The sequence below is a fragment of the Vibrio sp. SS-MA-C1-2 genome, from assembly GCF_021513135.1.
In the GTDB taxonomy this organism is placed as follows: domain Bacteria; phylum Pseudomonadota; class Gammaproteobacteria; order Enterobacterales; family Vibrionaceae.
Genome location: NZ_CP090981.1, coordinates 2,981,835 through 3,006,747 on the forward strand (window position 1 = coordinate 2,981,835; position 24,913 = coordinate 3,006,747).

The window sequence follows — 24,913 nt, forward strand, 5'->3', positions numbered from 1 at the left end:
TTCCAAAAGGAGCCATGAATATGAAAAAATTCTGTCGGTTCCTGCTTGTTGCGGTGGTCGCTTTGACCACCGCTTCTTGCGGTTTCCATTTACGAGGTAACTACCTGTTACCCAATGAAGTGAATAATTTATCTCTAACCAGTTTTGATCAATATAGTGATTTCCATCGTATCATTGAGAATAAATTAAAACTTCACGGCATAACAGAAGTTCCACCAGCTAAAAATGTCGCAAACCTTCATATTATTAATGAAAGTTACAGCGATGATTCAACGCTATCTCTTTACCAAACCGGTCGTACCGCTGAGAAAGAGATCTCCTACAGCGTGAAGTATCGCGTTACGATTCCAAATGAAGAGCCTGTGACTTATACTTCAACCTCCCACCGTAGTTATCTTGATAATCCAGAAGCGGCATTGGCTAAATCTGTTGAAGAGGATAAAATCCGAGGTGAGATGCAAGAACAAGTTTCTGAACAGATCATGCGTCAAATGGCACGATTAAATGCCGTCGTTGACGACAAGCCTGTTGCAGACTACACAGGTTTAAGCGCGAAATAATGCGTATCTATCCTGAACAATTGGCACAACATTTAACTAAATCGTTGTGTCAAACTTACCTTATCTTTGGTAATGAGCCGCTTTTAAAATTAGAAGCACAAAGTGCTATTCGAGAGGCCGCGTCTCATCAAGGCTTCCAAGAACGCCACCAATTTGAGCTTAATAATCAACTCAATTGGGATGATGTTTTTCATAGCTGTCAAGAGATGAGTCTTTTCTCCTCTCAACAGCTTATCGAGATCACCATTCCTGAGAGTGGGGTCAATGCAGCGGCAGCTAAGCAGTTTCAACAACTTCTGCCTCTACTTAATCCAGATATCATCTTAATTTTGATTGGCCCGAAACTAGTTAAAAGACAAGAGAGTGCTAAATGGTTCTCTAGTTTTGAAAAAAGTGGATTATATATTCAAACCAATACCCCAGATCAACGCTTTTTACCTCGCTTTATTCAACAGCGTTGTAACAACTTAAAATTAAAAGCCGATCATGAAAGTATTCAACAACTTGCTTTATGGCATGAAGGGAATTTATTAGCGCTAGTACAGAGCTTAGACAAGTTAGCGCTACTCTATCCAGACGGTCAATTAACACTATTACGTATCGAACAAGCACTAAGCCAACAAAACCATTACTCTCCATATCAACTGGTTGATGCTATTTTAGCGGGTAAATCTAAACGTACATTACGTATTCTTAATCAACTAGAAGGAGAAGGTGTTGAAATCATCATTATTCTTCGTACTTTACAAAAAGAGCTTTTCCAGCTTTACTCGATTAAAGAACAACAAGATAAAGGGATTCCGCTTCACACGCTATTTGAGCAGTTAAGAGTTTGGCAAAATAAGCGACCTCTCTATACTGAAGCGATTAATCGAACCAATTTAATCAAGTTACGCCAGCAAATACAGTTACTCAAAGAGATAGAAATCGAAAGCAAAGTTCACTTTAGTCAAGATAATTGGCCTCAACTCGCCTTACTTTGCCTTTCAATGGCCAACAATCAGCTTATGCCACTACATTCAGATTCTTTTACTTGATAAACTGCTGTAACTTAACGTTGTAATGACATAGTTGGAATTAAATAGAGTAATTTTACGATCTGCCGTTGAACCAGATAAAAATTAGCGCTCCTGATCATTACTCTCCAACGCTTATAATTTTTGATATAAATGAGGTATCAACTTGCACAACCCAGAATTACACGACTTCATCATTAACACTATCGATGATATGAAAGCTAGCGACACCCTCTCTTTAGATGTTACCGATAAATCTAGCGTTACCGATATGATGGTGATCTGCACAGGTACATCCACACGTCATGTTGCATCGATTGCTGATAATTTGTGTAAAGAGAGTAAACTTGCAGGGATCCCGCCTCATGCTATCGACGGTCAAAAAGAAGCCGAATGGGTTGTTGTTGATATGGGTGATGTGATTGTTCATATCATGCAAGAAGAGCAGCGTAACCTTTACCAACTAGAAAAGTTATGGAGTTAGGACGATGAAACTTCAGTTAATCGCCGTTGGTACTAAAATGCCAAAATGGGTTGAAGAGGGCTATAAAGAGTATAGTCGTCGCTTTCCCAAAGACATGCCTTTAGAGTTAGTCGAAATTTCAGCAGGCAAACGTGGTAAGAATGCAGATATCCCTCGTATTCTCCAGAAAGAAGGAGAGGCAATGCTTGCGGCTGTCCCTAAAGGTAACCGGATTGTTACGCTTGATATACCAGGAAAACGCTGGGAAACAGAGCAACTCGCTCAACAGTTGGAGAGCTGGAAACTAGATGGTCGTGATGTTTCGATTTTAATTGGTGGTCCAGAAGGTTTAGCACCGGCTTGTAAAGCAGCAGCAGATCAAAGCTGGTCTCTGTCACCTTTAACGCTTCCTCATCCTTTAGTTCGTGTTGTGATGGCTGAAAGTCTATATCGCGCATGGAGCATTACAGCAAATCACCCTTACCATAGAGAGTAATCGTGGCTAGGCATAAACGAACCCCAATTAGAGACTACAGTGCAGAATCATCTCTCTTCTCACGACGAGCGATAGTCTGCTTTATTGCTATTGTTTCTCTTCTTGGGACGCTGATTATTAATTTATATAATCTGCAAGTCGTCGAATTTACGGACTATAAAACACGATCCAATGATAATCGAATCAAAGTAGTTCCCGTCGCACCCAATCGAGGTTTAATCTTTGATCGTAATGGTGTCCCTTTAGCTGAAAACCGTCCCGTCTTTACGTTAGAAGTTATCCCCGAAGATGTTGATAATATCAGCGAGACATTAGCGCGACTAAAGCCGTTGGTTAACCTCACTGACGATGATATTACTCAATTTGAAAAAGAGCGTCGCCACTCTCGACGCTTTAAATCAGTATTATTAAAAAACCAGCTGACTCAACAACAAGTTGCTCTTTTTTCAGTCAATCAGCATAAATTTCCTGGTGTTGAAATTAATGGCTACCTAAAGCGTTACTATCCATACGGTGAAGCCTTAACTCATGTTCTCGGTTATGTCGCAAAAATTAACGACAAAGATATTGCTCGTTTAAAACGTAACGAGAACTATGCGAATTATAAAGCTACCCGCGATATTGGTAAATTAGGCATTGAACGATTCTATGAATCAACGCTCCATGGAACCGCTGGGTATCAAGAAGTCGAAGTGAACAGCCGTGGACGGATCATTCGAACCCTCGAATATAAGCCACCGATTGCTGGAAAAGATCTGGTTCTCAATCTCGATATTAAACTCCAGTTATTTATCATGGAAAAAATGGCAAAACGTCGTGGTGCGGTTATTGTTGTCGATCCTAAAGACTCAGGTGTATTAGCTATGGTCTCTAGTCCAAGCTACGATCCAAACCTGTTTGTTCATGGTATTTCAGGCAAAAATTACCGAGAACTCCTCAACGATCCTGATCGCCCATTAGTGAATCGTGCCACGTTAGGTATTTATCCTCCCGCATCAACGGTTAAACCAATGATTGCCGTTGCCGCACTCTCTGAAGGGGTGATCACGCCAAGTACAACTCGAAATGACCCCGGTTATTGGCGAATTCCCAACTCTAAAACTCGTCCATTTCGCGACTGGTTAGCATGGGGACATGGCAAGGTTAATATCACCAAAGCGCTAGAAGAATCGGTCGATACTTTCTTTTATCAAGTATCCTTTGATATGGGGATAGATCGCCTCTCCTCTTGGATGATGAAGTTTGGTTATGGTAAGCAGACGGGCATTGATCTTTTAGAAGAGAGCAGTGCAAATATGCCAACTCGAGAATGGAAGATGCGCCGCTATCGAACACCTTGGTACCAAGGCGATACCATTCCAGTGGGGATTGGGCAAGGTTATTGGACGGCGACGCCTCTCCAAATAGCCAAAGCAACAACAGTCTTAATTAATGATGGTATTGTTCGAGCTCCACAACTGTTAAAAGAGACAATTGAAGGTGCGAAAATAAAAAAAGCGCCAGAAACACTTTATCCCCCGATCGATAATGTTAAAGAGTCGTATTGGAATATTGCCAAAGAGGGCATGCATCGAGTTAATCATGGAAAACGCGGTACAGCTCGTCGAGCTTTCGCTACCGCTAAATATGAAACCGCAGGGAAATCAGGAACAGCGCAAGTCTTTGGGCTAGGTGAAGACGAGAAATATAATGCCGATGAGTTAGCGGAACATCTTCGCGATCACGCATTATACACCGCCTTTGCTCCATTTGATGATCCTGAGGTTGTTGTTTCTATTGTTTTAGAAAATGCCGGTGGAGGATCGAGTAATGGAGCCCCTGTTGCTCGTGAAATATTTGATTATATTTTATTGAAAGAGAATAAACTTAACGCTAATGCAGAGAAAAAGAGATGAGCCTTTATAACCAGCACAAAAAAGCCTCGATTGCAGAGCGCCTCCACATTGATCTTCCGTTGTTAGCAGGTCTACTGCTCTTGATGGGCTGCGCATTGGTCATTATGTATAGTGCTAGCGGCATGAATATGGCCATGATGGAACGCCAAGCTTTTCGAATGGTGTTATCACTTGGCGTGATGTTTATTTTAGCGCAGATCCCTCCTCGCTATTATGAAAATTGGGCGCCATATCTTTTTGGTGCAGGCGTTATTCTTCTACTTGGGGTGCTCTTTTTTGGTGTCAGCTCAAAAGGAGCTCAGCGCTGGTTAGATCTCGGTTTTATCCGCTTTCAACCTTCGGAATTACTCAAGCTTGCAGTACCACTAATGGTGGCGAAATATATTGGTAGTCGTCCATTACCTCCAAAGTTAAGCGATATCTTTATTGCATTAGGGATGGTTTTTCTTCCAACAATTCTAATTGCAAAGCAACCTGACTTAGGTACCTCGATTCTTATTGCTGCCTCTGGGGTTTTTGTTATTTTCCTTTCCGGGATCCGATGGCGAGTGATTCTAACCGCGGGTGTATTAGTTGCGGCATTTCTCCCTATTCTCTGGTTCTATCTGATGCATCCTTATCAAAAAACTCGAGTGTTAACCTTGTTTAATCCAGAGTCAGATCCTCTTGGTGCGGGTTACCACATTATCCAATCAAAAATAGCGATTGGCTCAGGTGGTCTATTCGGCAAAGGTTGGTTGCATGGAACTCAATCTCAGCTGGAATTCTTGCCAGAGCGTCACACCGATTTTATTTTTGCGGTTATTGCCGAAGAGTGGGGGTTAATTGGTGTACTCTTATTACTAACTCTGTATCTCTTTATTATCGGTCGTGGTCTCATTCTTGCGAGTCAAGCCCAAACAGCCTTCGGTCGTTTAATGGGTGGCAGTATTGTCCTTAGCTTTTTTGTCTATATCTTTGTTAACATTGGTATGGTGAGTGGCATACTTCCCGTAGTAGGCGTTCCACTTCCATTAGTCAGTTATGGAGGGACATCAATGGTCACTCTGATGGCTGGATTTGGTATTTTAATGTCGATAAATACCCATAAAAAACTATTATCAAAGGCAAATTAATGCGCGTATTTTGTATTTTTATTGTTCTGCTTATGGCGGGATGCTCATCAAATTCAAGTGAACGTTACGATATGAAGGATGATATTGCACCTGCAGCTCCCCCTTCTCTGGCTCATATTGAAGATGCTCAACCTCGTTATGAAGCACCGAGTAAAGGTGGCAATAAAAATTACACGGTGCGAAGTGTCAATTACCAAGTGCTAAAAAACCCAGATACCTACTACCAAGAAGGGTTCGCATCTTGGTACGGTAAGAAATTTCATGGGCACCTCACCTCTAATGGTGAGATCTACGATATGTACTCAATGACAGCGGCTCATAAAACTCTGCCTTTACCAAGTTACGTCAAAGTAACCAATAAAAATAATGGTAAAAGTATTGTGGTCAGGGTTAATGATCGTGGTCCTTTCCATGAAGGACGAATCATCGATCTTAGTTATGTCGCTGCGTTAAAACTCGATATGCTAAAAACAGGAACAACCGCTGTTAGTGTTGAACTCATCAATGTTGATAAACCGACCATTGATAATGTATGGCAAACTCCTGTCGTTCATCAATATATGATTCAGGTCGCAGCAATTGGTGATAATGTTAAAGCCAATGCATTAGCTGCGGAACTTTCTGAGCAATTGAGAATCAAACATCAGATCGTAAAGGCAAAAACAGTTTCAAGAATACAGCTTGGTCCCATTGAAGATTACAAGCAAGCCTATATACTGCTAGATAAAATTAAAAACTTAGGTTATCCAACCGCATTTTTAATAGAAATTCCAATAAATAGTCAAACAGGAAGTTAGAGATCATATTTATTGACCCCTAATTATAGAAAAACGTGCTATCGTGATAGCAATCTCGACTCCATTAACTTATAAGATTCGCAATGAAAAAATCATCCTTATTCCGTACACTTATTATTAGTTCGACCCTGCTTAGCTCTGTCTCCGCTTTTGCAGCACCTGCGATCGTCCCTCAAGCGCCAGCAATCGCAGCAAAGGGTTATATTTTAATGGATTATCATTCAGGCAAAATATTGGCTGAAAGTAACGCAGAGAAAAAACTATCCCCTGCGAGCTTGACAAAAATGATGACCAGTTACGTCATTGGTCAAGAGTTAAAAAGTGGTGACATTTCAAAGAATGATGATGTTGTGATCAGCAAAGAAGCTTGGGCAAAGAATTTCCCTGGTTCATCAAAAATGTTCTTAGAAGTTGGCGATACGGTAACAGTTGATGAATTAAATCATGGTATTATTATCCAATCTGGTAATGATGCTTGTGTTGCAATGGCTGAGCATGTTGCAGGTTCTCAAGGGGCATTTGTCGATATGATGAACTCTTGGGCACAAACTATTGGTATGAAAGATACCCACTTTGCCAATGTTCATGGTTTAGATAATCCAAACCTTTATACCACGCCTCATGATATGGCTCGCCTTGCTAAAGCCGTTATCCATGATGTACCCGATGAGTACGATATTTACAAAATCAAATCTTATACTTATAACAATATTACCCAGTACAACCGTAATACCCTATTATGGGATAAGAGCATGAATGTCGATGGCATGAAAACAGGCCACACCGACAATGCAGGTTATAGTCTAGTCAGCTCAGCAACAGAAGGGAAAATGCGTTTAATCTCTGTTGTGATGGGAACTAAAAGTGCAAATGCACGTGGTGCGGAAAGTAAGAAACTTCTAAACTATGGCTTCCGTTTCTTTGATACGGTATCTCCACACAAAGCCAACCAAACATTTGTTACTGAACGCATTTGGATGGGTGACAAAAAAGAAGTGACATTAGGTGTGACTGAAGATACTTATGTTACGCTTCCTCGTGGTCAAGTTAACGATCTAAAAGCCCACTTTATTTTAGATAAAGAGTTAAAAGCCCCTATCCATAAAGGTGATACAGTCGGTAAACTTTATTACCAAGTTGACGGTAAAAATGTTGCTGAATATCCACTAGTGGCATTAGAGAATGTTCAACAAGGTGGTTTCTTCAGCCGCTTTATTGACTACATCATGTTACTTTTTCAAGGTTGGATGAGTTAACCTCTCCTCTCTTCCTTCAAGATTTACCATGAAAACGAAAGAGCAGCCAAGGTTGCTCTTTTTTATTCTTGTCATTAATAGCGACAATAATTTCAAATCAGAAATGTACAAAACATAATATAAATCAAATTTCTTATTATTATTTCTATTGCTATTTCTAATTTATCCTATTGCCAAATTGATAAAAATCTCACAATATTCCCTCCAGATCCGCTTGTTTTATCTTCTTTCTAGGATTAAGATGCTTCTCTTTTATACCTTTCTCTCAACATTTAGAGATAATTGAGCTCAGGAGCAATAATGCAAGAACAAGAGCAAGCAACACTACGTGACCTATTAGAGTTCCCATGTCAGTTTAGTTTTAAAGTGATGGGTTATGCTAAACCAGAATTACCCGATTTAGTATTAGAGGTTATTCAACGTCATGCTCCAGGCGACTACACTCCAAAAATTACACCAAGTAAAAAAGGCACTTACGATGCAGTTTCAGTGACCATTACTGCGACTAATATTGATCAAGTTGAAACACTTTATAAAGAACTTGGTGAGATTGACATCGTACGTGTTGTTCTTTAATTAAAGAATCCTCAATAAAACTGGACAGTAACTATGAGCGATCCTGTTGATTCATCTTTTGATGACTCTTTATATATTAGGCAATTAGGTTCAAAACCTTATCAGCCAACTTGGCAAGCGATGCAAGATTTCACCAATAATAGAGATCAATCGACACCTGATGAAATTTGGTTAGTCGAGCATCCTCCTGTTTTTACTCAAGGACAAGCAGGAAAAGCGGAACATCTACTAAGTAATAGTGATATCCCAGTCATCAACAGTGATCGTGGTGGGCAGATTACCTATCATGGCCCTGGTCAACAGATCGCTTATATCTTGATCAATTTGAAGCGCAAGTCGTTAGGTGTACGAGATCTCGTCACTCATATCGAAAACGCGGTTATCAACACCCTAGCTCACTTCAAAATAGAAGCAGTAGCTCGAGCAGATGCTCCCGGTGTTTATGTTGATAACAGAAAGATTTGCTCTCTCGGCTTACGAATTAGACGAGGCTGTTCATTTCATGGGTTAGCCCTTAATATCAATATGGATCTTTCGCCATTTTTGCAAATTAACCCATGTGGTTATGCTGGAATGGAGATGACACAAACGTCAATGTTAAATGGCCCCACAGAACTTGCAGAGATTCAACCCGTACTCATTGAGCAACTATCTCAGTTACTCGACTACAGTAGTGTAAACCTAATCACGGAAAACAATCATGAGTAAACCTATTCAGATGGAGCGTGGCGTTAAATATCGTGACGCCGACAAAATGGCTTTGATCCCAACAAAAAACATTCCAACTGAGCAGAAAGAGATGCTTAGAAAGCCAAGTTGGATGAAGATCAAATTACCAAGTGACAGCAAGCGTATTCAAGAGATCAAATCAGCAATGCGTAAAAATAAGCTGCACTCAGTCTGTGAAGAGGCATCTTGCCCTAACCTTGCGGAATGTTTTAACCACGGTACGGCCACCTTTATGATCCTAGGTGCTATCTGTACTCGTCGTTGTCCTTTCTGTGATGTTGCTCATGGTCGCCCATTAACGCCAGATAGTAACGAGCCACAACATTTAGCTCAAACAATCAAAGATATGAAGTTAAAGTATGTGGTGATTACATCTGTCGATCGTGATGATCTACGTGACGGTGGTGCACAACACTTCGCTGATTCAATCTCTGCGATCCGTAAAGAGAACCCAGAGATCCGTATTGAGACATTAGTCCCAGATTTTCGTGGTCGTATGGATAAGGCACTAGAAATTTTAGAGCAATCTCCACCAGATGTATTCAATCACAACTTAGAAACAGCACCTCGCCTTTATCGCAAAGCGCGTCCAGGGGCGAATTATAAGTGGTCATTAGAATTACTTCAGAAGTTTAAAGCGTTACACCCAGAAATTCCGACTAAGTCAGGCGTCATGATGGGATTAGGTGAAACCAAAGAAGAGATCATTCAGGTATTAACTGATCTTCGCGCTCACGGCGTGACAATGCTGACTTTAGGTCAATACCTTGCTCCAAGCCGTCATCACCTGCCTGTTGAGCGCTACGTGCCGCCTGAAGAGTTTGATGAGTTAAAAGAGATTGCATTAGAACTTGGTTTTACCCATGCTGCATGTGGACCTTTCGTTCGTTCTTCATACCACGCTGACTTACAAGCAAAAGGTATTGAGATTAAATAATCTCTTTGACCTAACTAAAAAGCTAACTAAAAAAGGCATTGAATCCGCTGATGATAGCAAGATTCAATGCCTTTTTATTATGATGTCATTTTTAATATATACCCAAAATAATTGGAGTCGCGAGTAGGTGGCAAGTGAGTGAGGCCCCATGAGTATAGGTCTACTCTATAATTGGGGTGAATGAACGTAGCCAACAACCTAGCGACTTCAAGTATGAAGGGTATAACGCTATGGGCGACAAAGGTAATCCGCTTTACCGACCCATTTGTAGCTGGTAAGTTCTTTTAATCCCATTGGACCACGAGCATGCAGTTTTTGAGTTGATACTGCGACTTCAGCACCAAGGCCAAATTGAGCGCCATCAGTAAAGCGTGTCGATGCATTAACATAAACCGCAGCAGAACCTGCCGCATTAATAAATGCTTCTGCAGCAGTCATATTGTTGGTCATGATCGCATCTGAATGACTGGCATTATGTTCACGCATATGAGTAATCGCCCCCTCAACATTAGCCACGATTTTGACACCTAAAGTATAACTTAGCCATTCTGTATCAAAATCACCTTCAATCGCAGCTCGCAATTTTTCTGCATTGGCACTTTCAAGTAACTTATACGCTTCAGGCTCTGCCACCAGCTGACAAGATTTCTCACCTAAACTCTTCATCTTATCGGCTAATAGCGTTAAGAATGATTGAGCAATATCTTGATGAATTAATAATGTATCGAGTGAATTACACGCTGATGGACGTTGTGTTTTTGAGTTAATAACAACATCTAATGAACGCTCAAGATCTGCACTTTGATCAACAAATAAGTGACTAATACCAAAGCCACCGATAATCACAGGGATTGTGCTATTCTCTTTACACATTTTGTGCAATCCAGCACCACCTCTTGGAATAATCATATCAACATAATCATCCAGTTTTAGCAGTTGTGCTACGTATTCACGATCAGGCTGTTCAATATACTGTACTGATGTTGCAGGCAGCCCACTCTGTTCTAGTGCCGTTTGAATTACTTTAACTAGCTCTAAATTAGAAAAGAACGTCTCTTTACCCCCACGTAAGATACTCGCATTCCCCGTTTTAAGGCACAGAGCAGCAATATCAATCGTTACGTTAGGGCGAGCTTCATAAATCACGCCAACAACCCCTAAAGGAACACGACGTTTTGCTAATGACATCCCATTTTCAAGGACTCGACTATCAAGCTCGCTACCCACTGGATCATCAAGGGTTATCACATGACGAACATCATTAGCGATGCCTGTTAAGCGCGATTCATTAAGCATTAAACGATCAAGTAGAGCTTCACCGATACCCGCATCTCGAGCCAATTCAATATCTTTTGCATTCGCAGCTAAAATAGCCGCTTGATTCGCTTCTAGTTGATCAGCAATGGTTGCTAATGCGCTATTTTTTACCGCTGTCGAGGCGGTTGCTAGTGAATAAGAGGCTTCTTTAGCCGCTAATCCCATTTGATTTAAATTCATAATAAACTCCTTTAAATAACAACCATATCGTCACGATGAATAGCGACGGGTCCATATTCATAACCTAAAATAACAGTAAATTCTTGACTGTGTTTTCCAGCAATCTTCTTTAAATCATCACTGGAATAGCGACAAATTCCACGCGCTAACCGTTCACCATTTTGATCGCAAATGCGCGCAACTGCACCACGTGGAAAATCGCCTTTTATAGAAGTAATTCCTTTAGAGAGCAGACTACTGCCTCGTTCGGTTAATGCTAACTTAGCTCCCGTATCAACAATAATATCTCCAGCTGGCGGAGGCCCAGCTAAGATCCAGCGTTTACGGCTTTCTAAAGTGCTACTCAATGGCAAGAAGCGAGTACCAATAATATTCTTTTTATTTACGACATCGTTAATGACTTCAGGTGAACTACCTGCGGCAATAATCACTTCAATACCGGCACGACGAGCAACATCAGCTGCTTGTAATTTCGTTGCCATGCCACCTGTGCCCAAAGATGTTCCACTGTCCCCGGCTAATTTACGTAATGTCTCATCAATGGTATGAACTTCACGAATCAGCTCAGCATCAGGATTAGAGCGAGGGTCAGCAGTAAATAGCCCTTTTTGATCAGTCAAAAGTAGTAACTTATCCGCTTCGGCTAAAATGGCAACTAATGCAGATAAATTATCGTTATCGCCCACTTTAATTTCAGCGGTTGATACCGCATCATTCTCATTAACAATAGGAACAATATTATTATCCAATAGAGCATGTAGCATATCTCTGGCATTCAGAAAACGCTCGCGATCATCCAGATCAGCTCGAGTCAGTAACATCTGTCCAACGTGGATATTATAGAGCAGAAATAGATTTTCCCACTCACGGATAAGGCGACTCTGCCCTACCGCTGCTAACATCTGTTTTGACGCAACTGTACTGGGCAGTTCGGGGTAGCCTAAATGTTCTCGACCAGCAGCAATCGCTCCTGATGTCACAACAATCACTTTATGTCCTTGTTGCTTTAATTGAGCACATTGGCGAACCAACTCAACAAGGTGCGAACGATTAATTTTTAGCGATCCCCCAGTTAATACACTGGTTCCCAGCTTAACAACGATGGTTTTTTTTCGAGTCGTTGTTGAAGAGGACAGGTTTTCTGTCGATAACTTCGTTGATGTCAAAACAGACCTCATAAAAAAGACAATAAAAAAGAGCAGTAATTAGCTGCTCTTTTAACAATACTAAGAGGCGTTGACAAGTGAAATTAGCAAATAATGTTAAATTTGACCTAAGTTCAAGATAATTTATATTTAAGCAACGGAAACCAGTATGTCACCAGAAAACTTTGAGTGTGCCTGAAGTGGTAACTCTAGCTCTTTCTCAACTAATTTACTTAATTTATTATAGAATACATCTAATGTTTTCTGAACTTCGTCTTGATGCTCTTTAGGTATCTCATTGTTAATCCACTTACCTTCTAAGTCGTATTGACCAAATGTATAGCGGTAAGCAAATCCTTCTTCCAGTGGTGTTAGTTCTAAACACCACCCCCAAAATTCTCTTGATTCTGGTGTTTTTTCTGGATCAAGACACACAGCAAGGCAATCAAAAAAGTATCCCTCTTTATTCGACTGTTCACTACGAAGGTAAGGACCTAATGCTAGTAACTTTGCCATTACTCTTGGGTGACTTAGCACGGGCTTTTTATTTTCTATTTGATTATTATCTTCTGGCATAATTACGCTTCCATGGTATAAGTAATTGAACCATGATAACAAAATAAACAATAAAAAATAATAATATTTAACAGGATTTTTACAGCAATCCATTACTATCGCATTTACACACGATATCTATACCCTCATACTTGAAGTTGCTAGGTTGTTCGCTACGCTCGTTCACCCCAATCATATAGCACACCTATACTTATGGGGCACCACTTGCTTGCCGCCGACTAACAACGCCAATTACTTTGAGTATAGTCGGTCTATGCTCAGGGACCTCACTCACTTGTCGTCTACTAGCAACTCTAATTATTTCAAGTCTAAAATAATTGCAATATCATTTAATTAAGAAATAAATATCATCATTTTTGATCCAGTAACCAATCTAACGCTAACGTAATCGTCTGGTCATAAGCGCTATATTGAGATGTCGACGTTAATACTTGAGATTTACCTTTCTGACTTGCTCTTGCTAGTAATTCGGTATCTTTCAAGGTCGCAACTGGATCTTTTTCCGCGGTTAAAGCATATATCGGAACCGTTGTTTTACGGCCAGAGAGTAAACCTTGACGCTTCAATGACCAAATGGCTAATTGCGGTAACATCACCTCTTTTTGTACATTCTGACGGCCAATTCGAGATGCCATCACATCAATAAACATTGGTGGTATTGAGGCTAAAAGTAATTTTTCGGTAAACATCTCATCGATAATACCGCTAATCGTCGCCACCGCTTTAAATTTATCCGGATTAGTAAAAGCTAAGCGCGCTAAAATATTGCCACCAAATCGAAAGCCTAACCCTAAGATATTTTTACTATCTACCCAAGGCACACTTTGTAAATGGTTAAGCAAAGCACGATGTAACTCACTGCCATCATTCTGTAATACAAAAGAACGATTCTCTCCGATACTCGGCATATCAATAGACACCATCGCTATCCCTCGAGGTGCTAGATATTGCTCAAAAAGACGCCATGCTTCAGGTTGTAACATGTCCATTCCACCGGAAACTACAATCGTCGTTAATGGGCGTTGTACTTGCTCTTGAGGAAGGTGCAAATAAGCGGTCGCTGTTTTTCCATGCAATTTAAAATTCAATTCTCTCACTGCCATCGGTAGCAGTTCAATTCCTTTATGGTAGGCTTTTTGTGCAAATAGTGCGGCTTGATCCGCCAATGTGTCACCTTTAATATTAGGGTAAGCGGCAACACAAAAATAATGGCTGGCTTTAATGTAAAGTTTTCCAGCCTCTTCATGATCGTCAGTTTCAGCCGCTCGCTTTTGGTAAATCATACCCGCAGCCGTCCACTCATAAATCCAATTGCCTGGACGATAGCCAATAACGGTATCAAGTAGATCAGGATCACTACGTTCTGCGCCTGAATTGGCAATTTTTGCCAATATCTCTTCTTGTTCAATAGGATCAATCCCTAACCAAATCCATTGAGCACGTTTTAATACTCGATACCAATGTTTTGTATGGCCTTTACTCGATAAGCCTGAATTATCAGATCGAAAAGAGGTCACAAGAGTTGAGGTCTCTTTGGCACTTTTATGCTTACTAAAGAGCGTCGTGGAGAGGTTGTTATTAGTCATTAGAAATGTCTCCTCGAAAATAAAAGAAGGGTCTACAATACAGAAAAAGGCCACCGAAGTGACCTTTTTTTATGTCAATTATGATCCCAAGCTCATTTAAGAAATTATCGAGGGAAAATTAACTATGGAATGGCAGGACATTATTTACGCTTGTAGATTGGATCAACGAAATCAACCGTCATATCCCATGGTTGCTCAATCCAAGTATCTTGGGCAATATCAACAACATAATCATCAACTAAGTGACGACCAGCAGGCTTAGCACATACAGTCACGAACTTACCTTTTGGATACATTTGGCGGATCATTTCAGCCGTACCACCGGTATCGACAAGATCATCAATGATTAAAAAACCTTCGCCATCGCCTTCTACTTTCTTAAGCACTTTAAGATCGTGTTGCTCATCATGGCTATAACTTGCGATACATACCGTATCAACATAACGAATACCTAACTCACGAGCTAGAATTGCGGCAGGAACTAACCCACCACGACTAACTGCAATAATTCCTTTCCACTGTTCGACTGGTAGCTGACGCTCAGCAAGTTGACGAGTGTAAGACTGAATATTATCCCATGTAATAATAAATTTGCTCATAAAGACCTTCGAATCAGTAATTTTGGCTATTCGTTAAAAAGAAAGATGAGTACGATACATCCAACCCACTTAAATATTGCCTTAAATTGTAACTGGTCAAACGTTTGCATTCCACTAAGATCACACAATTAAGGATAATTTTTATTAATCTGGTTATTTTAACTTCATTTTTGCTTTAATTTATTGTCACTCACTCTAAATATTGCGTGAGATAACAAAATCCAGATATAAAAAAACCACCGATTAAAGGTGGTTTTTCTCTACACTATATTTACAGCCAATCTATAAAGATTAAACTTAGTAACCAAACAACGATGAATATTTGAAGATGTTGTACTGGTTAGCGCGAGTGGTCCAATAGTTTTTTGCTACGATGCTATACATGATAATTACCTCTAGTCACGTTAAATCAAATGATTCGATATCAACTTCATTGCCGTTGCAATTTACACTGCTAACTCTCAATTAAGTAAAGTATAAAACTACAATTAGATAGATATCATTGACGATATAACTCGGTTCCGTGGAGGCATATAAATGGGTTCAATCCTTGAACTGATTTACGTATCGATTTACTCTGTTAATGTGATCAGGTTAACAGAAATAAAATTAATTACAACAACTGAGATGTAGATCACAGTTTTATTTTAAAAAATATTCGAAGCAAACGTTTATCTGATGATCAAATATCACAATCGTCACCTCTAACGGACGAACTTAATCAAAACTAATAAGTAACATCTTACTTTTGTCAGTTAATTTCACTACCGCCTCCCTTTATGCAGTGGTATTCTTTCCTTAACTATCTATACCTAAAGTCATTGAAGGGTATAAAACTTTTATTTTATTATATTTTCTCACATCAAGGAGATCACTGTGTCTGAGATGAGCCAACTATCGCCAGCACCTGTATGGCATTTTTTCGAAAAAATCTGTTCAATTCCTCACCCTTCGAAGCATGAAGAGGCATTAGCTCAATATATCGTATCTTGGGCTCAAGAGAGTCATCTTGATGTTCGTCGTGATAATGTGGGCAATATCATTATTAAAAAGCCAGCAACGGCAGGAATGGAAAATCGTAAAGGTACGGTTCTTCAAGCCCATTTAGATATGGTTCCGCAAAAGAATGAAGATACTGACCATGATTTTACAACAGATCCAATTCAAACTTATGTTGATGGCGAATGGTTAACAGCTAAGGGGACAACATTAGGTGCAGATAATGGCATTGGCATGGCAACAGCACTCGCTGTCCTTGCTGCTGATGATATAAAACATGGTCCACTTGAAGTACTTCTCACTATTGATGAAGAAGCAGGTATGACAGGTGCTTTTGGTTTAGAAGCAGGTTGGTTAGAAGGTGATATTCTTCTCAATACCGATTCTGAACAAGAGGGTGAAGTCTACATGGGTTGTGCTGGCGGTGTTGATGGTGCATTTACTTTCAACATTACTCGTCAAGCGCAAGCTCAAGGTTCAGTTGTACGTCAGTTAACCTTAAAAGGATTAAAAGGCGGTCACTCTGGCTGTGATATTCACACTGGCCGTGGTAATGCAAACAAACTTCTTGGTCGTTTCTTAGCGATGTATGCTAATGAATTAGAGCTTGGCTTGATTGAATTCCGTGGGGGCAGTTTACGTAATGCAATCCCTCGTGAAGGCTTCGTTACGGTTGCCGTTCCTACAGAAAACGCTGAGAAACTTGAGCAACTATTTACTGAGTACACCGCATTACTCACTCAAGAGATGGGTAAGGTTGAAACTAGCATTGTTTCTTTTGTGACAGCCATTGAATCATCAATGAGCGTACTCTCTTCTGAGTCACAAGCCCGTTTTGTTGCAGGCTTAAATGCGTGTCCGAACGGCGTGCTTCGTATGAGTGATGATATTGAAGGTGTAGTTGAAACATCACTAAATGTCGGTGTTATCACCACCGAAGATGATAAAATCACCGTACTTTGTCTAATTCGCTCTCTTATTGATTCAGGCAAAGAAATGGCAGAAGGTATGTTAGCTTCTGTTGCCCAATTAGCGGGTGCTGAAATTGAATTCTCTGGCGCTTACCCTGGTTGGAAGCCTGATGCAGACTCTGAGATCATGCATATATTCCGTGATGTTTATCAAGATATCTACGGCCACAAGCCAAATATTATGGTAATTCACGCTGGCCTTGAGTGCGGTCTATTTAAGAAGCCTTATCCAAACATGGATATGATCTCTTTTGGTCCAACGATCAAGTTCCCTCACTCTCCCGATGAGAAAGTTAACATTGCGACTGTCGGTGAATTCTGGCGTCAAATGATTGCGATGCTTGAGAACATTCCCGCTAAAGCATAGTAATTCGCTTTAACATTAAAAGAGCATCTCAATGAGGTGCTCTTTTTTTTATATAAATTTGACTCTAGAAAACGTAAAAACCACCTATACCCAAAGTAATTGGAGTTGCTAGTAGGCGGCAAGTGGATGAGGCCCCATGAGTCAAGGTGTACTCTATGATTGGGGCGAATAAATATAGCCAACAACTTCGCAACTTCAAGTAAGAAGGGTATATCAGTTAATTTTTTAAAAGAAACGGCTACCAAGGCAACGTTAATTGCGCATTCAAACTGATGGGTTCAACACCGACATTCAAACCAACTAAACGAATACTTCTGCCATTACTTCTGCCGATGGCTTCTTGGCAGAGAGAGATAAAAAAGTCTTTATCTAAAACGTCATGTTTATGTTCAACGGTGGTTTGTTGAAAATCATTAAATTTCAGTTTTACGCCAAGTTTAGTAATGATTTTATCCTCTAATGCTTTATTGACTCTTCCCTCTAGATCTAAATAAAGGGTATCGATAACATCAATACATTGTTCGATATTATAGATATCGGTTAAAAAGGTTCTTTCAACACCAACACTTTTTCTAACTCGTTCAACAACAATGGGACGATTATCAATAGAGTGACAGCGCTGCCATAAAGTATGTCCAAATTTGCCGAACTGTTTTAATAACGCAGTTTGATCGTAGGCTTTAATATCCTTCCCTTTGAACAATCCTAATCGATGTAATTTCTCAAGGGTCACTTTACCGACACCAGATATTTTACCGAGTTCAAGTTCGGCAATAAATGGGTCTATTTTTTCAGGAGGAACAACACAAATCCCATTGGGTTTGTTGATATCAGAAGCCACCTTAGCGACAAACTTTAACGGAGCAACACCGGCTGAAGCTGTAAGATTAAGTTCTTGTTCAATTGTTTGACAAATATCTTGAGCAATCCGTGTCGCAGAGCCTTTGAATAGAGAGGAGTCGGTCACATCAAGGTAAGCCTCATCTAAAGATAGAGGTTCGATAATAGTTGTATACCTAGAAAATATTTGATGGATCTGTTTAGAGACTTGGCGATATTTTTCCATGTTTCCAGAGATCACAGTAAGATTAGGACATAACTGCAAAGCTTTCGCTGTCGACATTGCTGAACGAACACCAAACTCACGCGCTTCATAATTACAGGTTGAGAGTACCCCACGCCCTTTCTTGCCTCCAATCGCCATTGGTATGCCCCGCAATTCAGGATTATCCCTCATTTCTACCGATGCATAATAACTATCCATATCAACGTGGATAATTTTTCGATTTTTTGTTACTGGCTCACTCATACTGTAAATATAACCAGTTATAAAATAAATAGCAAAAAAAAACGTCACCTCCAGTTAGCTTAACTTCTATAAGATTAAGTTAATTGGAAGATGACGCTTTATTTATATTGCTAAGTTAATTAAGCAATACGATCTTTATTCCATTCAGCTTGCTTGGCTGCTCGTGCTTCACGCTTTAAACGCGCATCACAAGGTTCTGGGCAATCACACTCTTTTTCGATACCAACGCTACCTAAACCACCACAGCTTCCACTGATAGTTTTACGTTTGATAATGTAGCCGATTGACATAGCGCCAATCACTAATAAAAAAGTGCCAAATGTAATTAGAAAAGTACTCATTTGGTTTTACTCCACGACTTCATGTAAGGTTTAAAAGCGGTTGAAGCATACTCTTCAAAACCATCTTTCGTTTGAACAATTAAAAAGACAGCTAAATTTTCTTTTTCCGCAACTTCTAGCCCTTTCTCTGGACCAAGGACATCGAGCCCGGTTGCAAATGCATCTGCTGTCATACAAGATTTAGCAACTACTGTAACAGAAACAAGCTGACTTGTAATCGGTCGACCTGTTTTTGGGTTTATAGTATGAGAGTAACGGACGCCATCTTGATCAAAGAAGTTACGATAATCACCTGATGTAGCAATCGCCATATCTCCCGGAGCAATAATACCTTGAACGGCTGTCTCTCCCGGTGCTGGACGTTCGATCGCCACACGCCAAGGAACATTTTTACTGTTATGCCCACGAACACGAAGCTCTCCGCCTACTTCAACAAGGTAGTTTTTCATCCCGATACGATCGAGATAATCAGCGGCTTGATCAACACCAAATCCTTTAGCAATCGATGAGAGATCAACATAAAGCTCAGGGATCTGTTTAGTCATCGTGTTATCAGTCACAGATAAATTTTGAATCCCCACATGACTTAATCTTTCTGCAATATCTTGCTCAGATGGAACACGATCAGGACGCCCATCTGGTCCAAAACCCCAAAGGTTAACCAAAGGGCCAACCGTCACATCAAGCGCACCATCTGTTGCTTTGCTAATTCTAATCGCCTCTTTGACAACTTTAGTCATCTCAGCAGAAGCCATAATAGGTGTTGTTTGACGAGATTGGTTAAATTGGCTTAATTCAGAATCAGGCTTATACGTAGACATCTTGCCATTAACTGCTTCTAATTCATCATCAAGTGCAGCTTGCAGTGTTGCTTTGTCTGGCATACCGTCTTGAGACACAACTTTAATCGAATAGTAGGTTCCCATCGTTTGTCCAGTCATGTGGATCTCAGTGGGAGGTTGACTACAACCGGTCACTAAAAATGCAAAACTTAATAAAACGAGCCAATGGCGAAATTTCTTAATCATTCATCCACCTCAAGACATAAAAAACATTTGATTTTATGTATTAAAGAAATCAATTAGATAGTAAATAATAAATAATGAAAATTTATTATCATTATAACAAAAATGGCTAACCTTTACGGCTAGCCATTTTATCGGTATTGAGATCTACTTAACCACCGAAGTCATCAAGTAGGATGTTTTCATCTTCAACACCTAGATCATGTAGCATACCAATTACCGCAGCATTCATCATTGGAGGACCACACATGTAGTACTCACAATCTTCTGGTGCGTCATGGTCTTTCAGGTAGTTTTCATAAATAACATTATGAATGAAACCTGTGTAGCCATCCCAATTATCTTCTGGAAGAGGATCAGATAGGGCTACGTGCCAATCGAAGTTATCATTATCAGCAGCTAGCTTATCGAAATCTTCAATATAGAACATTTCACGCTTAGAACGTGCACCATACCAGTATGTCATCTTACGCTTAGACTTAAGACGTAGAAGCTGATCAAAGATATGTGAACGCATTGGTGCCATACCAGCACCACCACCGATAAATACCATTTCATTATCCGTATCTTTAGCGAAGAACTCACCAAATGGACCAGAAATAGTACAGCTATCACCTTCTTTTAAAGACCAGATGTACGAAGACATAATGCCTGGTGGTACATCAGGGTTATTAGGCGGCGGCGTAGCGATACGCACGTTTAGCTTAATAAGGCCTTTTTCATCAGGATAAGATGCCATTGAATAAGCACGGATTGAAGGCTCATTTACGATTGACTCGTAACGGAATAGGTTAAACTTATCCCAGTCTCCACGGTACTCTTCAGGAACATCAAAGTCTGAATATTTAATATGGTGTGGTTCAGCTTCAATCTGAATATAACCACCTGCACGGAAAGGAACTTCCTCGCCTTCAGGGATCTTAAGAACCAACTCTTTGATAAATGTCGCTTCGTTGTCATTAGAAAGAACAGTACATTCCCACTTTTTAACACCGAAGATCTCTTCAGGAAGTTCGATTGCCATGTCAGTTTTGATACTAACCTGACAAGCTAGACGCTCACCTTCACGAGCTTCACCTTTAGAGATGTGATCACGTTCAGTTGGTAGAATATCACCACCACCTGATTTCACTTTTACGCGACACTGGCCACAAGAGCCACCACCACCACACGCAGATGATACAAAGATACCATTTGCAGATAGTGCGTTAAGTAATTTGTCGCCAGCGCCTGTGCTAATTGCTTTTGCAGGATCGCCGTTAACAGATATAGTGATATCACCTGTAGGTACTAGTTTAGATTTAGCGAATAAAATCACTAAAACTAGCGCCAATACAATAATGGTAAACATCGCTACACCAAGAATAATGCTTTGCATTTGTTATTCCTTATTATTGGGTGCTTACCCTACAGTTGAACACCAGAGAAAGACATAAAGCCTAACGCCATTAAACCTACTGTGATAAAGGTAATACCTAGACCACGTAGACCTGGAGGTACATCAGAATACTTCATCTTCTCACGGATACCCGCAAGTGCAATGATAGCTAATGTCCAACCGATACCAGAACCGATACCATAAACTACAGACTCACCAAAGTTATAATCACGCTGAACCATGAATGATACCGCACCAAAGATTGCACAGTTTACTGTGATCAATGGTAGGAAAATACCAAGAGCGTTATATAGTGGTGGGAAGAAACGATCTAAAACCATCTCTAAGATCTGTACTAATGCTGCGATAACACCAATGAATGTAATGAAGCTAAGGAAGCTTAAATCCACACCTTCAATTAGCGCATTCTCACGTAACACTAGGTTATAGATCAGGTTGTTAACTGGTACTGCAATTGCAAGTACGAACGTAACGGTAATACCTAAACCTAAAGAGGTTTTTACTTTCTTCGATACTGCTAGGAATGTACACATACCTAAGAAGAAAGATAATGCTAAGTTTTCGATAAAGATCGATTTTACTAGCAGGCTAATATAATGTTCCATGTTACCCTTACTCCTTCGCTTCTACTTGTTCAGGTCGAATAATTCGGATGATCCAAATTAGGAAACCAATAAGGAAGAACGCAGATGGTGCTAGTAGCATCATACCGTTTGGCTGATACCAACCGCCATTCTTAATCAGCGGTAAAACTTCAATACCAAATAGCGTACCTGAACCAAATAGTTCACGGAAGAATGCCACGGCTAGTAGAATGACACCATAACCAAGACCATTACCAACACCATCAATGAATGCGGGTAGCGGCTTAGACTTCATCGCGAATGCTTCAGCACGACCCATTACAATACAGTTTGTAATGATAAGTGCAACGAATACAGATAACTGCTTAGAGATATCGTAAACAAATGCACGAAGCACTTCATCAACCACGATTACCAATGACGCGATAATCGCCATTTGCACGATAATACGTACACTGTTTGGAATGTGGTTACGAATTAGAGAGACAAACAAGTTAGAGAATGCTGTTACAAACATTACAGCAATTGTCATTACGACCGCTGTCTCCATCTTGGTTGTTACTGCTAAAGCAGAACAGATACCAAGAACCTGCAACGCAATTGGGTTGTTATCAACCAACGGCGAAGTAAGGATTTTCTTCATTTCTTTTGCATCAGCCATTATTTAGAACTCCCTTACGGACTTTAGCAAGGAAAGGACCAAAGCCGTTATCACCTAGCCAGAAGTCGAAGGTGTGCTGTACACCGTTACCCGTTAATGTTGCACCAGAGATGCCATCAACGCCGTGGATATCACCTTGTGGTGCGCCACCTTTAACAACGCGTAGTGCTGGTTTACCATTTGCATCAAATAGTTCTTTACCAACAAACTGTGCACGCCATTTAGGGTTTTCAACCTCACCACCAAGACCGGCTGTTTCGCCTTGCTCGTAGTAAGTGATACCTTCAATTGTATTACCATCAGTTTTAACAGAAACAAATGCATACATCATTGACCAAAGACCTGTACCATGAACGGGTAGCACGACTTTCGTTGTGTTGCCATTTGCATCCTTAACAAGATAAATAGTTGCGACATTTGCACGACGCATAATCTTCGCTTTATCTTGCTCTGGAGTCAGTTTAATTGACTCGCTAGGATCTTTTGCTGCTAAACGTTGGTTGTACGTTAATGGATCAAGCGTAGTATTGAAATCACCTGTATCTAGGTTAACTAGACGAGGTTGGATAAACTGTTTGTAGTTATCCTGAATTTCTTTATTGGTATCGATCGGAAGACCAGCTACTAATAAAATGTTTTTCTGCTTATCCAAAAGAGCATTTTCTTTCTGCAGAGGACGCAATCCAACCGCGGCTAGTGATACGATAATCGAACACACTAGGCTTAATGCGATAACAACAATCAGCGTCTTTTTAATGCCATCGTTATTACTTGCCATTGCGAGCTAATCTCCGTTTAATGTTGCCCTGTACCACAAAGTGATCGAACAGTGGTGCGAACAAGTTAGCGAATAGAATAGCTAACATCATACCTTCTGGATATGCAGGGTTAACAACACGAACTAATACAGCCATTACACCGATTAGCGCGCCGTACCACCACTTACCTTTATTGGTAAATGCAGCTGATACTGGGTCTGTCGCCATGAAAATCATACCGAATGCAAAACCACCTAATACTAGGTGCCAGTGCCAAGGCATGCTGAACATTGGGTTAGTGTCAGAACCAATAATGTTGAAAAGAGTTGCAGTTGCGATCATACCGATTAGTACGCCGCCGATAATACGCCATGATGCGATACCCATGTATACGATCATTGCGCCACCGATTAAAATAGCTAAAGTCGAAACTTCACCCATTGAACCAGGGATATTACCAATAAATGCATCCATCCAAGAAATAGCTTGGCCAGTTACATTATGTACAACTGAACCTTGACCACCGTGTGACCACTGGCTAAGAGCAGTAGCACCAGAGAAGCCATCAGCCGCTGTCCATACTGCATCACCTGAGATTTCACCCGGATATGCGAAGAATAGGAATGCACGACCTGCTAATGCTGGGTTCAAGAAGTTACGACCTGTGCCACCAAAGATCTCTTTCGCAACAACAACACCAAAGGTAATACCTAGTGCCGCTTGCCATAGAGGAATCGTCGCTGGAAGGATTAACGCAAACAAGATAGAAGTGACGAAGAAACCTTCATTAACTTCATGTTTACGAACCATACAGAATAGAACTTCCCAGAAACCACCTACTGCAAATACAACTGCATATACAGGTAGGAAATAAGCAGCACCAAGAAGCATTTTGCTTCCTACACCAGCATCTGCTGCTAGTGAGCCACCCAACATCTGAGTAAACCAGTAGTGCCAATCACCAGCAATAACAGTTGCTAACTCAGAACCTGAGTATAGGTGGTTAAGCGCTTCGATAGCTTGGTTACCAGTATTGTACATACCCCAGAACATTGCTGGGAATACGGCAAACCAAACCATAATCATGATACGTTTTAGATCGATACTATCACGTACGTGAGCACCAGTACGAGTTACCGTACCTGGGGTATACATTAGGGTTGCAAATGCTTCATACAATGCAAACCAAGTTTCGTATTTACCACCTGGCTCAAAATGCGGTTCTACCCGCTCAAGAATAGACTTCAGGCCCATGG

General features: G+C 40.5%; 25 protein-coding genes. 12 read left to right on the forward strand and 13 right to left on the reverse strand.

Annotation, left to right across the window (positions count from 1 at the left end):
• Positions 1–20 precede the first annotated feature (20 nt).
• From lptE to lipA, 11 genes are all read left to right on the forward strand, one after another.
• Positions 21–560, forward strand: coding sequence for an LPS assembly lipoprotein LptE (gene lptE / locus L0B53_RS17885; protein WP_235060911.1), 540 nt, complete (start codon positions 21–23; stop codon positions 558–560).
• Positions 560–1,597, forward strand: coding sequence for a DNA polymerase III subunit delta (gene holA, locus L0B53_RS17890; protein ID WP_235060912.1), 1,038 nt, complete (start codon positions 560–562; stop codon positions 1,595–1,597). The genes lptE and holA overlap by 1 nt, the downstream gene beginning before the upstream one ends.
• Before the next feature lie 145 nt (positions 1,598–1,742).
• Entirely contained in the window at positions 1,743–2,060 is a 318-nt protein-coding gene (rsfS, locus tag L0B53_RS17895; RefSeq protein WP_260115565.1) for a ribosome silencing factor, read from the forward strand.
• Positions 2,061–2,064: 4 nt separating this feature from the next.
• Complete coding sequence (rlmH, locus tag L0B53_RS17900; protein WP_235060913.1) at positions 2,065–2,535, forward strand: 23S rRNA (pseudouridine(1915)-N(3))-methyltransferase RlmH; 471 nt, start codon at positions 2,065–2,067, stop codon at positions 2,533–2,535.
• A gap of 2 nt (positions 2,536–2,537) precedes the next feature.
• Positions 2,538–4,430 carry a peptidoglycan DD-transpeptidase MrdA gene (gene mrdA / locus L0B53_RS17905; RefSeq protein ID WP_235060914.1) on the forward strand — a complete coding sequence of 631 codons (1,893 nt, stop codon included), beginning with the start codon at positions 2,538–2,540 and terminating at the stop codon, positions 4,428–4,430.
• On the forward strand, positions 4,427–5,545 hold the full coding sequence (rodA, locus tag L0B53_RS17910) for a rod shape-determining protein RodA (RefSeq protein ID WP_235060915.1): 1,119 nt from the start codon (positions 4,427–4,429) through the stop codon (positions 5,543–5,545). Before mrdA ends, rodA begins: the two co-directional genes overlap by 4 nt.
• Positions 5,545–6,342 (forward strand): septal ring lytic transglycosylase RlpA family protein, encoded by a 798-nt coding sequence (locus L0B53_RS17915; RefSeq protein WP_235060916.1) that lies wholly within the window; start codon positions 5,545–5,547, stop codon positions 6,340–6,342. Before rodA ends, L0B53_RS17915 begins: the two co-directional genes overlap by 1 nt.
• Before the next feature lie 83 nt (positions 6,343–6,425).
• Positions 6,426–7,598, forward strand: a complete 1,173-nt coding sequence (locus L0B53_RS17920) for a serine hydrolase (RefSeq protein WP_235060917.1) — start codon at positions 6,426–6,428, stop codon at positions 7,596–7,598.
• Between the two features lie 300 nt (positions 7,599–7,898).
• Entirely contained in the window at positions 7,899–8,174 is a 276-nt protein-coding gene (gene ybeD, locus L0B53_RS17925) for a DUF493 family protein YbeD (RefSeq protein ID WP_235060918.1), read from the forward strand.
• A 33-nt stretch (positions 8,175–8,207) separates the two neighbouring features.
• Positions 8,208–8,882, forward strand: coding sequence for a lipoyl(octanoyl) transferase LipB (gene lipB / locus L0B53_RS17930; RefSeq protein ID WP_235060919.1), 675 nt, complete (start codon positions 8,208–8,210; stop codon positions 8,880–8,882).
• Positions 8,875–9,840 carry a lipoyl synthase gene (lipA, locus tag L0B53_RS17935; protein ID WP_235060920.1) on the forward strand — a complete coding sequence of 322 codons (966 nt, stop codon included), beginning with the start codon at positions 8,875–8,877 and terminating at the stop codon, positions 9,838–9,840. The genes lipB and lipA overlap by 8 nt, the downstream gene beginning before the upstream one ends.
• A gap of 228 nt (positions 9,841–10,068) precedes the next feature.
• Here lipA and L0B53_RS17940 read toward each other — a convergent pair whose 3' ends face one another.
• The 5 genes from L0B53_RS17940 to gpt all read right to left on the reverse strand — a co-directional run bounded on the left by L0B53_RS17940 (position 10,069) and on the right by gpt (position 15,243).
• Positions 10,069–11,337 carry a glutamate-5-semialdehyde dehydrogenase gene (locus L0B53_RS17940; protein WP_235060921.1) on the reverse strand — a complete coding sequence of 423 codons (1,269 nt, stop codon included), beginning with the start codon at positions 11,335–11,337 and terminating at the stop codon, positions 10,069–10,071.
• Positions 11,338–11,348: 11 nt separating this feature from the next.
• Positions 11,349–12,515, reverse strand: coding sequence for a glutamate 5-kinase (gene proB / locus L0B53_RS17945; protein WP_235060922.1), 1,167 nt, complete (start codon positions 12,513–12,515; stop codon positions 11,349–11,351).
• 117 nt (positions 12,516–12,632) lie between these two features.
• Positions 12,633–13,058 carry a sigma factor-binding protein Crl gene (gene crl, locus L0B53_RS17950; protein ID WP_235060923.1) on the reverse strand — a complete coding sequence of 142 codons (426 nt, stop codon included), beginning with the start codon at positions 13,056–13,058 and terminating at the stop codon, positions 12,633–12,635.
• A 350-nt stretch (positions 13,059–13,408) separates the two neighbouring features.
• On the reverse strand, positions 13,409–14,644 hold the full coding sequence (gene frsA / locus L0B53_RS17955) for an esterase FrsA (RefSeq protein WP_235060924.1): 1,236 nt from the start codon (positions 14,642–14,644) through the stop codon (positions 13,409–13,411).
• Between the two features lie 140 nt (positions 14,645–14,784).
• Positions 14,785–15,243 (reverse strand): xanthine phosphoribosyltransferase, encoded by a 459-nt coding sequence (gpt, locus tag L0B53_RS17960; protein ID WP_235060925.1) that lies wholly within the window; start codon positions 15,241–15,243, stop codon positions 14,785–14,787.
• A gap of 885 nt (positions 15,244–16,128) precedes the next feature.
• Here gpt and L0B53_RS17965 point away from each other — a divergent pair.
• Positions 16,129–17,580 carry an aminoacyl-histidine dipeptidase gene (locus tag L0B53_RS17965; RefSeq protein ID WP_235062299.1) on the forward strand — a complete coding sequence of 484 codons (1,452 nt, stop codon included), beginning with the start codon at positions 16,129–16,131 and terminating at the stop codon, positions 17,578–17,580.
• A gap of 238 nt (positions 17,581–17,818) precedes the next feature.
• Here the strand turns inward: L0B53_RS17965 and dinB are convergent, their stop codons facing one another.
• The 8 genes from dinB to L0B53_RS18005 all read right to left on the reverse strand — a co-directional run bounded on the left by dinB (position 17,819) and on the right by L0B53_RS18005 (position 24,911).
• Positions 17,819–18,889 carry a DNA polymerase IV gene (gene dinB, locus L0B53_RS17970; RefSeq protein ID WP_235060926.1) on the reverse strand — a complete coding sequence of 357 codons (1,071 nt, stop codon included), beginning with the start codon at positions 18,887–18,889 and terminating at the stop codon, positions 17,819–17,821.
• 119 nt (positions 18,890–19,008) lie between these two features.
• The gene (gene nqrM / locus L0B53_RS17975) at positions 19,009–19,230 is read right to left on the reverse strand and encodes a (Na+)-NQR maturation NqrM (RefSeq protein ID WP_235060927.1); all 222 of its coding nucleotides are present in this window, start codon (positions 19,228–19,230) and stop codon (positions 19,009–19,011) included.
• Positions 19,227–20,258 carry an FAD:protein FMN transferase gene (locus L0B53_RS17980; RefSeq protein WP_235060928.1) on the reverse strand — a complete coding sequence of 344 codons (1,032 nt, stop codon included), beginning with the start codon at positions 20,256–20,258 and terminating at the stop codon, positions 19,227–19,229. The genes nqrM and L0B53_RS17980 overlap by 4 nt, the downstream gene beginning before the upstream one ends.
• A 148-nt stretch (positions 20,259–20,406) precedes the next feature.
• Positions 20,407–21,633, reverse strand: a complete 1,227-nt coding sequence (nqrF, locus tag L0B53_RS17985) for an NADH:ubiquinone reductase (Na(+)-transporting) subunit F (RefSeq protein WP_235060929.1) — start codon at positions 21,631–21,633, stop codon at positions 20,407–20,409.
• A gap of 29 nt (positions 21,634–21,662) precedes the next feature.
• On the reverse strand, positions 21,663–22,259 hold the full coding sequence (gene nqrE / locus L0B53_RS17990) for an NADH:ubiquinone reductase (Na(+)-transporting) subunit E (protein WP_235060930.1): 597 nt from the start codon (positions 22,257–22,259) through the stop codon (positions 21,663–21,665).
• Between the two features lie 7 nt (positions 22,260–22,266).
• The gene (locus L0B53_RS17995; protein ID WP_235060931.1) at positions 22,267–22,899 is read right to left on the reverse strand and encodes an NADH:ubiquinone reductase (Na(+)-transporting) subunit D; all 633 of its coding nucleotides are present in this window, start codon (positions 22,897–22,899) and stop codon (positions 22,267–22,269) included.
• Entirely contained in the window at positions 22,892–23,677 is a 786-nt protein-coding gene (locus tag L0B53_RS18000) for a Na(+)-translocating NADH-quinone reductase subunit C (protein ID WP_235060932.1), read from the reverse strand. The genes L0B53_RS17995 and L0B53_RS18000 overlap by 8 nt, the downstream gene beginning before the upstream one ends.
• Entirely contained in the window at positions 23,667–24,911 is a 1,245-nt protein-coding gene (locus L0B53_RS18005; protein ID WP_235060933.1) for an NADH:ubiquinone reductase (Na(+)-transporting) subunit B, read from the reverse strand. The genes L0B53_RS18000 and L0B53_RS18005 overlap by 11 nt, the downstream gene beginning before the upstream one ends.
• Positions 24,912–24,913: the final 2 nt, after the last annotated feature.

Excerpts from the sequence above, each read along its gene's own strand:
- rodA (WP_235060915.1), top strand. The coding sequence starts at position 4,427 with ATGAGCCTTTATAACCAGCACAAAAAAGCCTCGATTGCAGAGCGCCTC.
- L0B53_RS18000 (WP_235060932.1), bottom strand. The coding sequence starts at position 23,677 with ATGGCAAGTAATAACGATGGCATTAAAAAGACGCTGATTGTTGTTATC.
- lipA (WP_235060920.1), top strand. The coding sequence starts at position 8,875 with ATGAGTAAACCTATTCAGATGGAGCGTGGCGTTAAATATCGTGACGCC.
- rlmH (WP_235060913.1), top strand. The coding sequence starts at position 2,065 with ATGAAACTTCAGTTAATCGCCGTTGGTACTAAAATGCCAAAATGGGTT.
- frsA (WP_235060924.1), bottom strand. The coding sequence starts at position 14,644 with ATGACTAATAACAACCTCTCCACGACGCTCTTTAGTAAGCATAAAAGT.
- nqrM (WP_235060927.1), bottom strand. The coding sequence starts at position 19,230 with ATGAGTACTTTTCTAATTACATTTGGCACTTTTTTATTAGTGATTGGC.
- L0B53_RS17995 (WP_235060931.1), bottom strand. The coding sequence starts at position 22,899 with ATGGCTGATGCAAAAGAAATGAAGAAAATCCTTACTTCGCCGTTGGTT.
- crl (WP_235060923.1), bottom strand. The coding sequence starts at position 13,058 with ATGCCAGAAGATAATAATCAAATAGAAAATAAAAAGCCCGTGCTAAGT.
- L0B53_RS17940 (WP_235060921.1), bottom strand. The coding sequence starts at position 11,337 with ATGAATTTAAATCAAATGGGATTAGCGGCTAAAGAAGCCTCTTATTCA.
- nqrF (WP_235060929.1), bottom strand. The coding sequence starts at position 21,633 with ATGCAAAGCATTATTCTTGGTGTAGCGATGTTTACCATTATTGTATTG.
- ybeD (WP_235060918.1), top strand. The coding sequence starts at position 7,899 with ATGCAAGAACAAGAGCAAGCAACACTACGTGACCTATTAGAGTTCCCA.
- L0B53_RS17965 (WP_235062299.1), top strand. The coding sequence starts at position 16,129 with ATGAGCCAACTATCGCCAGCACCTGTATGGCATTTTTTCGAAAAAATC.
- holA (WP_235060912.1), top strand. The coding sequence starts at position 560 with ATGCGTATCTATCCTGAACAATTGGCACAACATTTAACTAAATCGTTG.
- lipB (WP_235060919.1), top strand. The coding sequence starts at position 8,208 with ATGAGCGATCCTGTTGATTCATCTTTTGATGACTCTTTATATATTAGG.
- nqrE (WP_235060930.1), bottom strand. The coding sequence starts at position 22,259 with ATGGAACATTATATTAGCCTGCTAGTAAAATCGATCTTTATCGAAAAC.
- proB (WP_235060922.1), bottom strand. The coding sequence starts at position 12,515 with ATGAGGTCTGTTTTGACATCAACGAAGTTATCGACAGAAAACCTGTCC.
- L0B53_RS17920 (WP_235060917.1), top strand. The coding sequence starts at position 6,426 with ATGAAAAAATCATCCTTATTCCGTACACTTATTATTAGTTCGACCCTG.
- gpt (WP_235060925.1), bottom strand. The coding sequence starts at position 15,243 with ATGAGCAAATTTATTATTACATGGGATAATATTCAGTCTTACACTCGT.
- L0B53_RS18005 (WP_235060933.1), bottom strand. The coding sequence starts at position 24,911 with ATGGGCCTGAAGTCTATTCTTGAGCGGGTAGAACCGCATTTTGAGCCA.
- dinB (WP_235060926.1), bottom strand. The coding sequence starts at position 18,889 with ATGAGTGAGCCAGTAACAAAAAATCGAAAAATTATCCACGTTGATATG.
- lptE (WP_235060911.1), top strand. The coding sequence starts at position 21 with ATGAAAAAATTCTGTCGGTTCCTGCTTGTTGCGGTGGTCGCTTTGACC.
- L0B53_RS17915 (WP_235060916.1), top strand. The coding sequence starts at position 5,545 with ATGCGCGTATTTTGTATTTTTATTGTTCTGCTTATGGCGGGATGCTCA.
- L0B53_RS17980 (WP_235060928.1), bottom strand. The coding sequence starts at position 20,258 with ATGATTAAGAAATTTCGCCATTGGCTCGTTTTATTAAGTTTTGCATTT.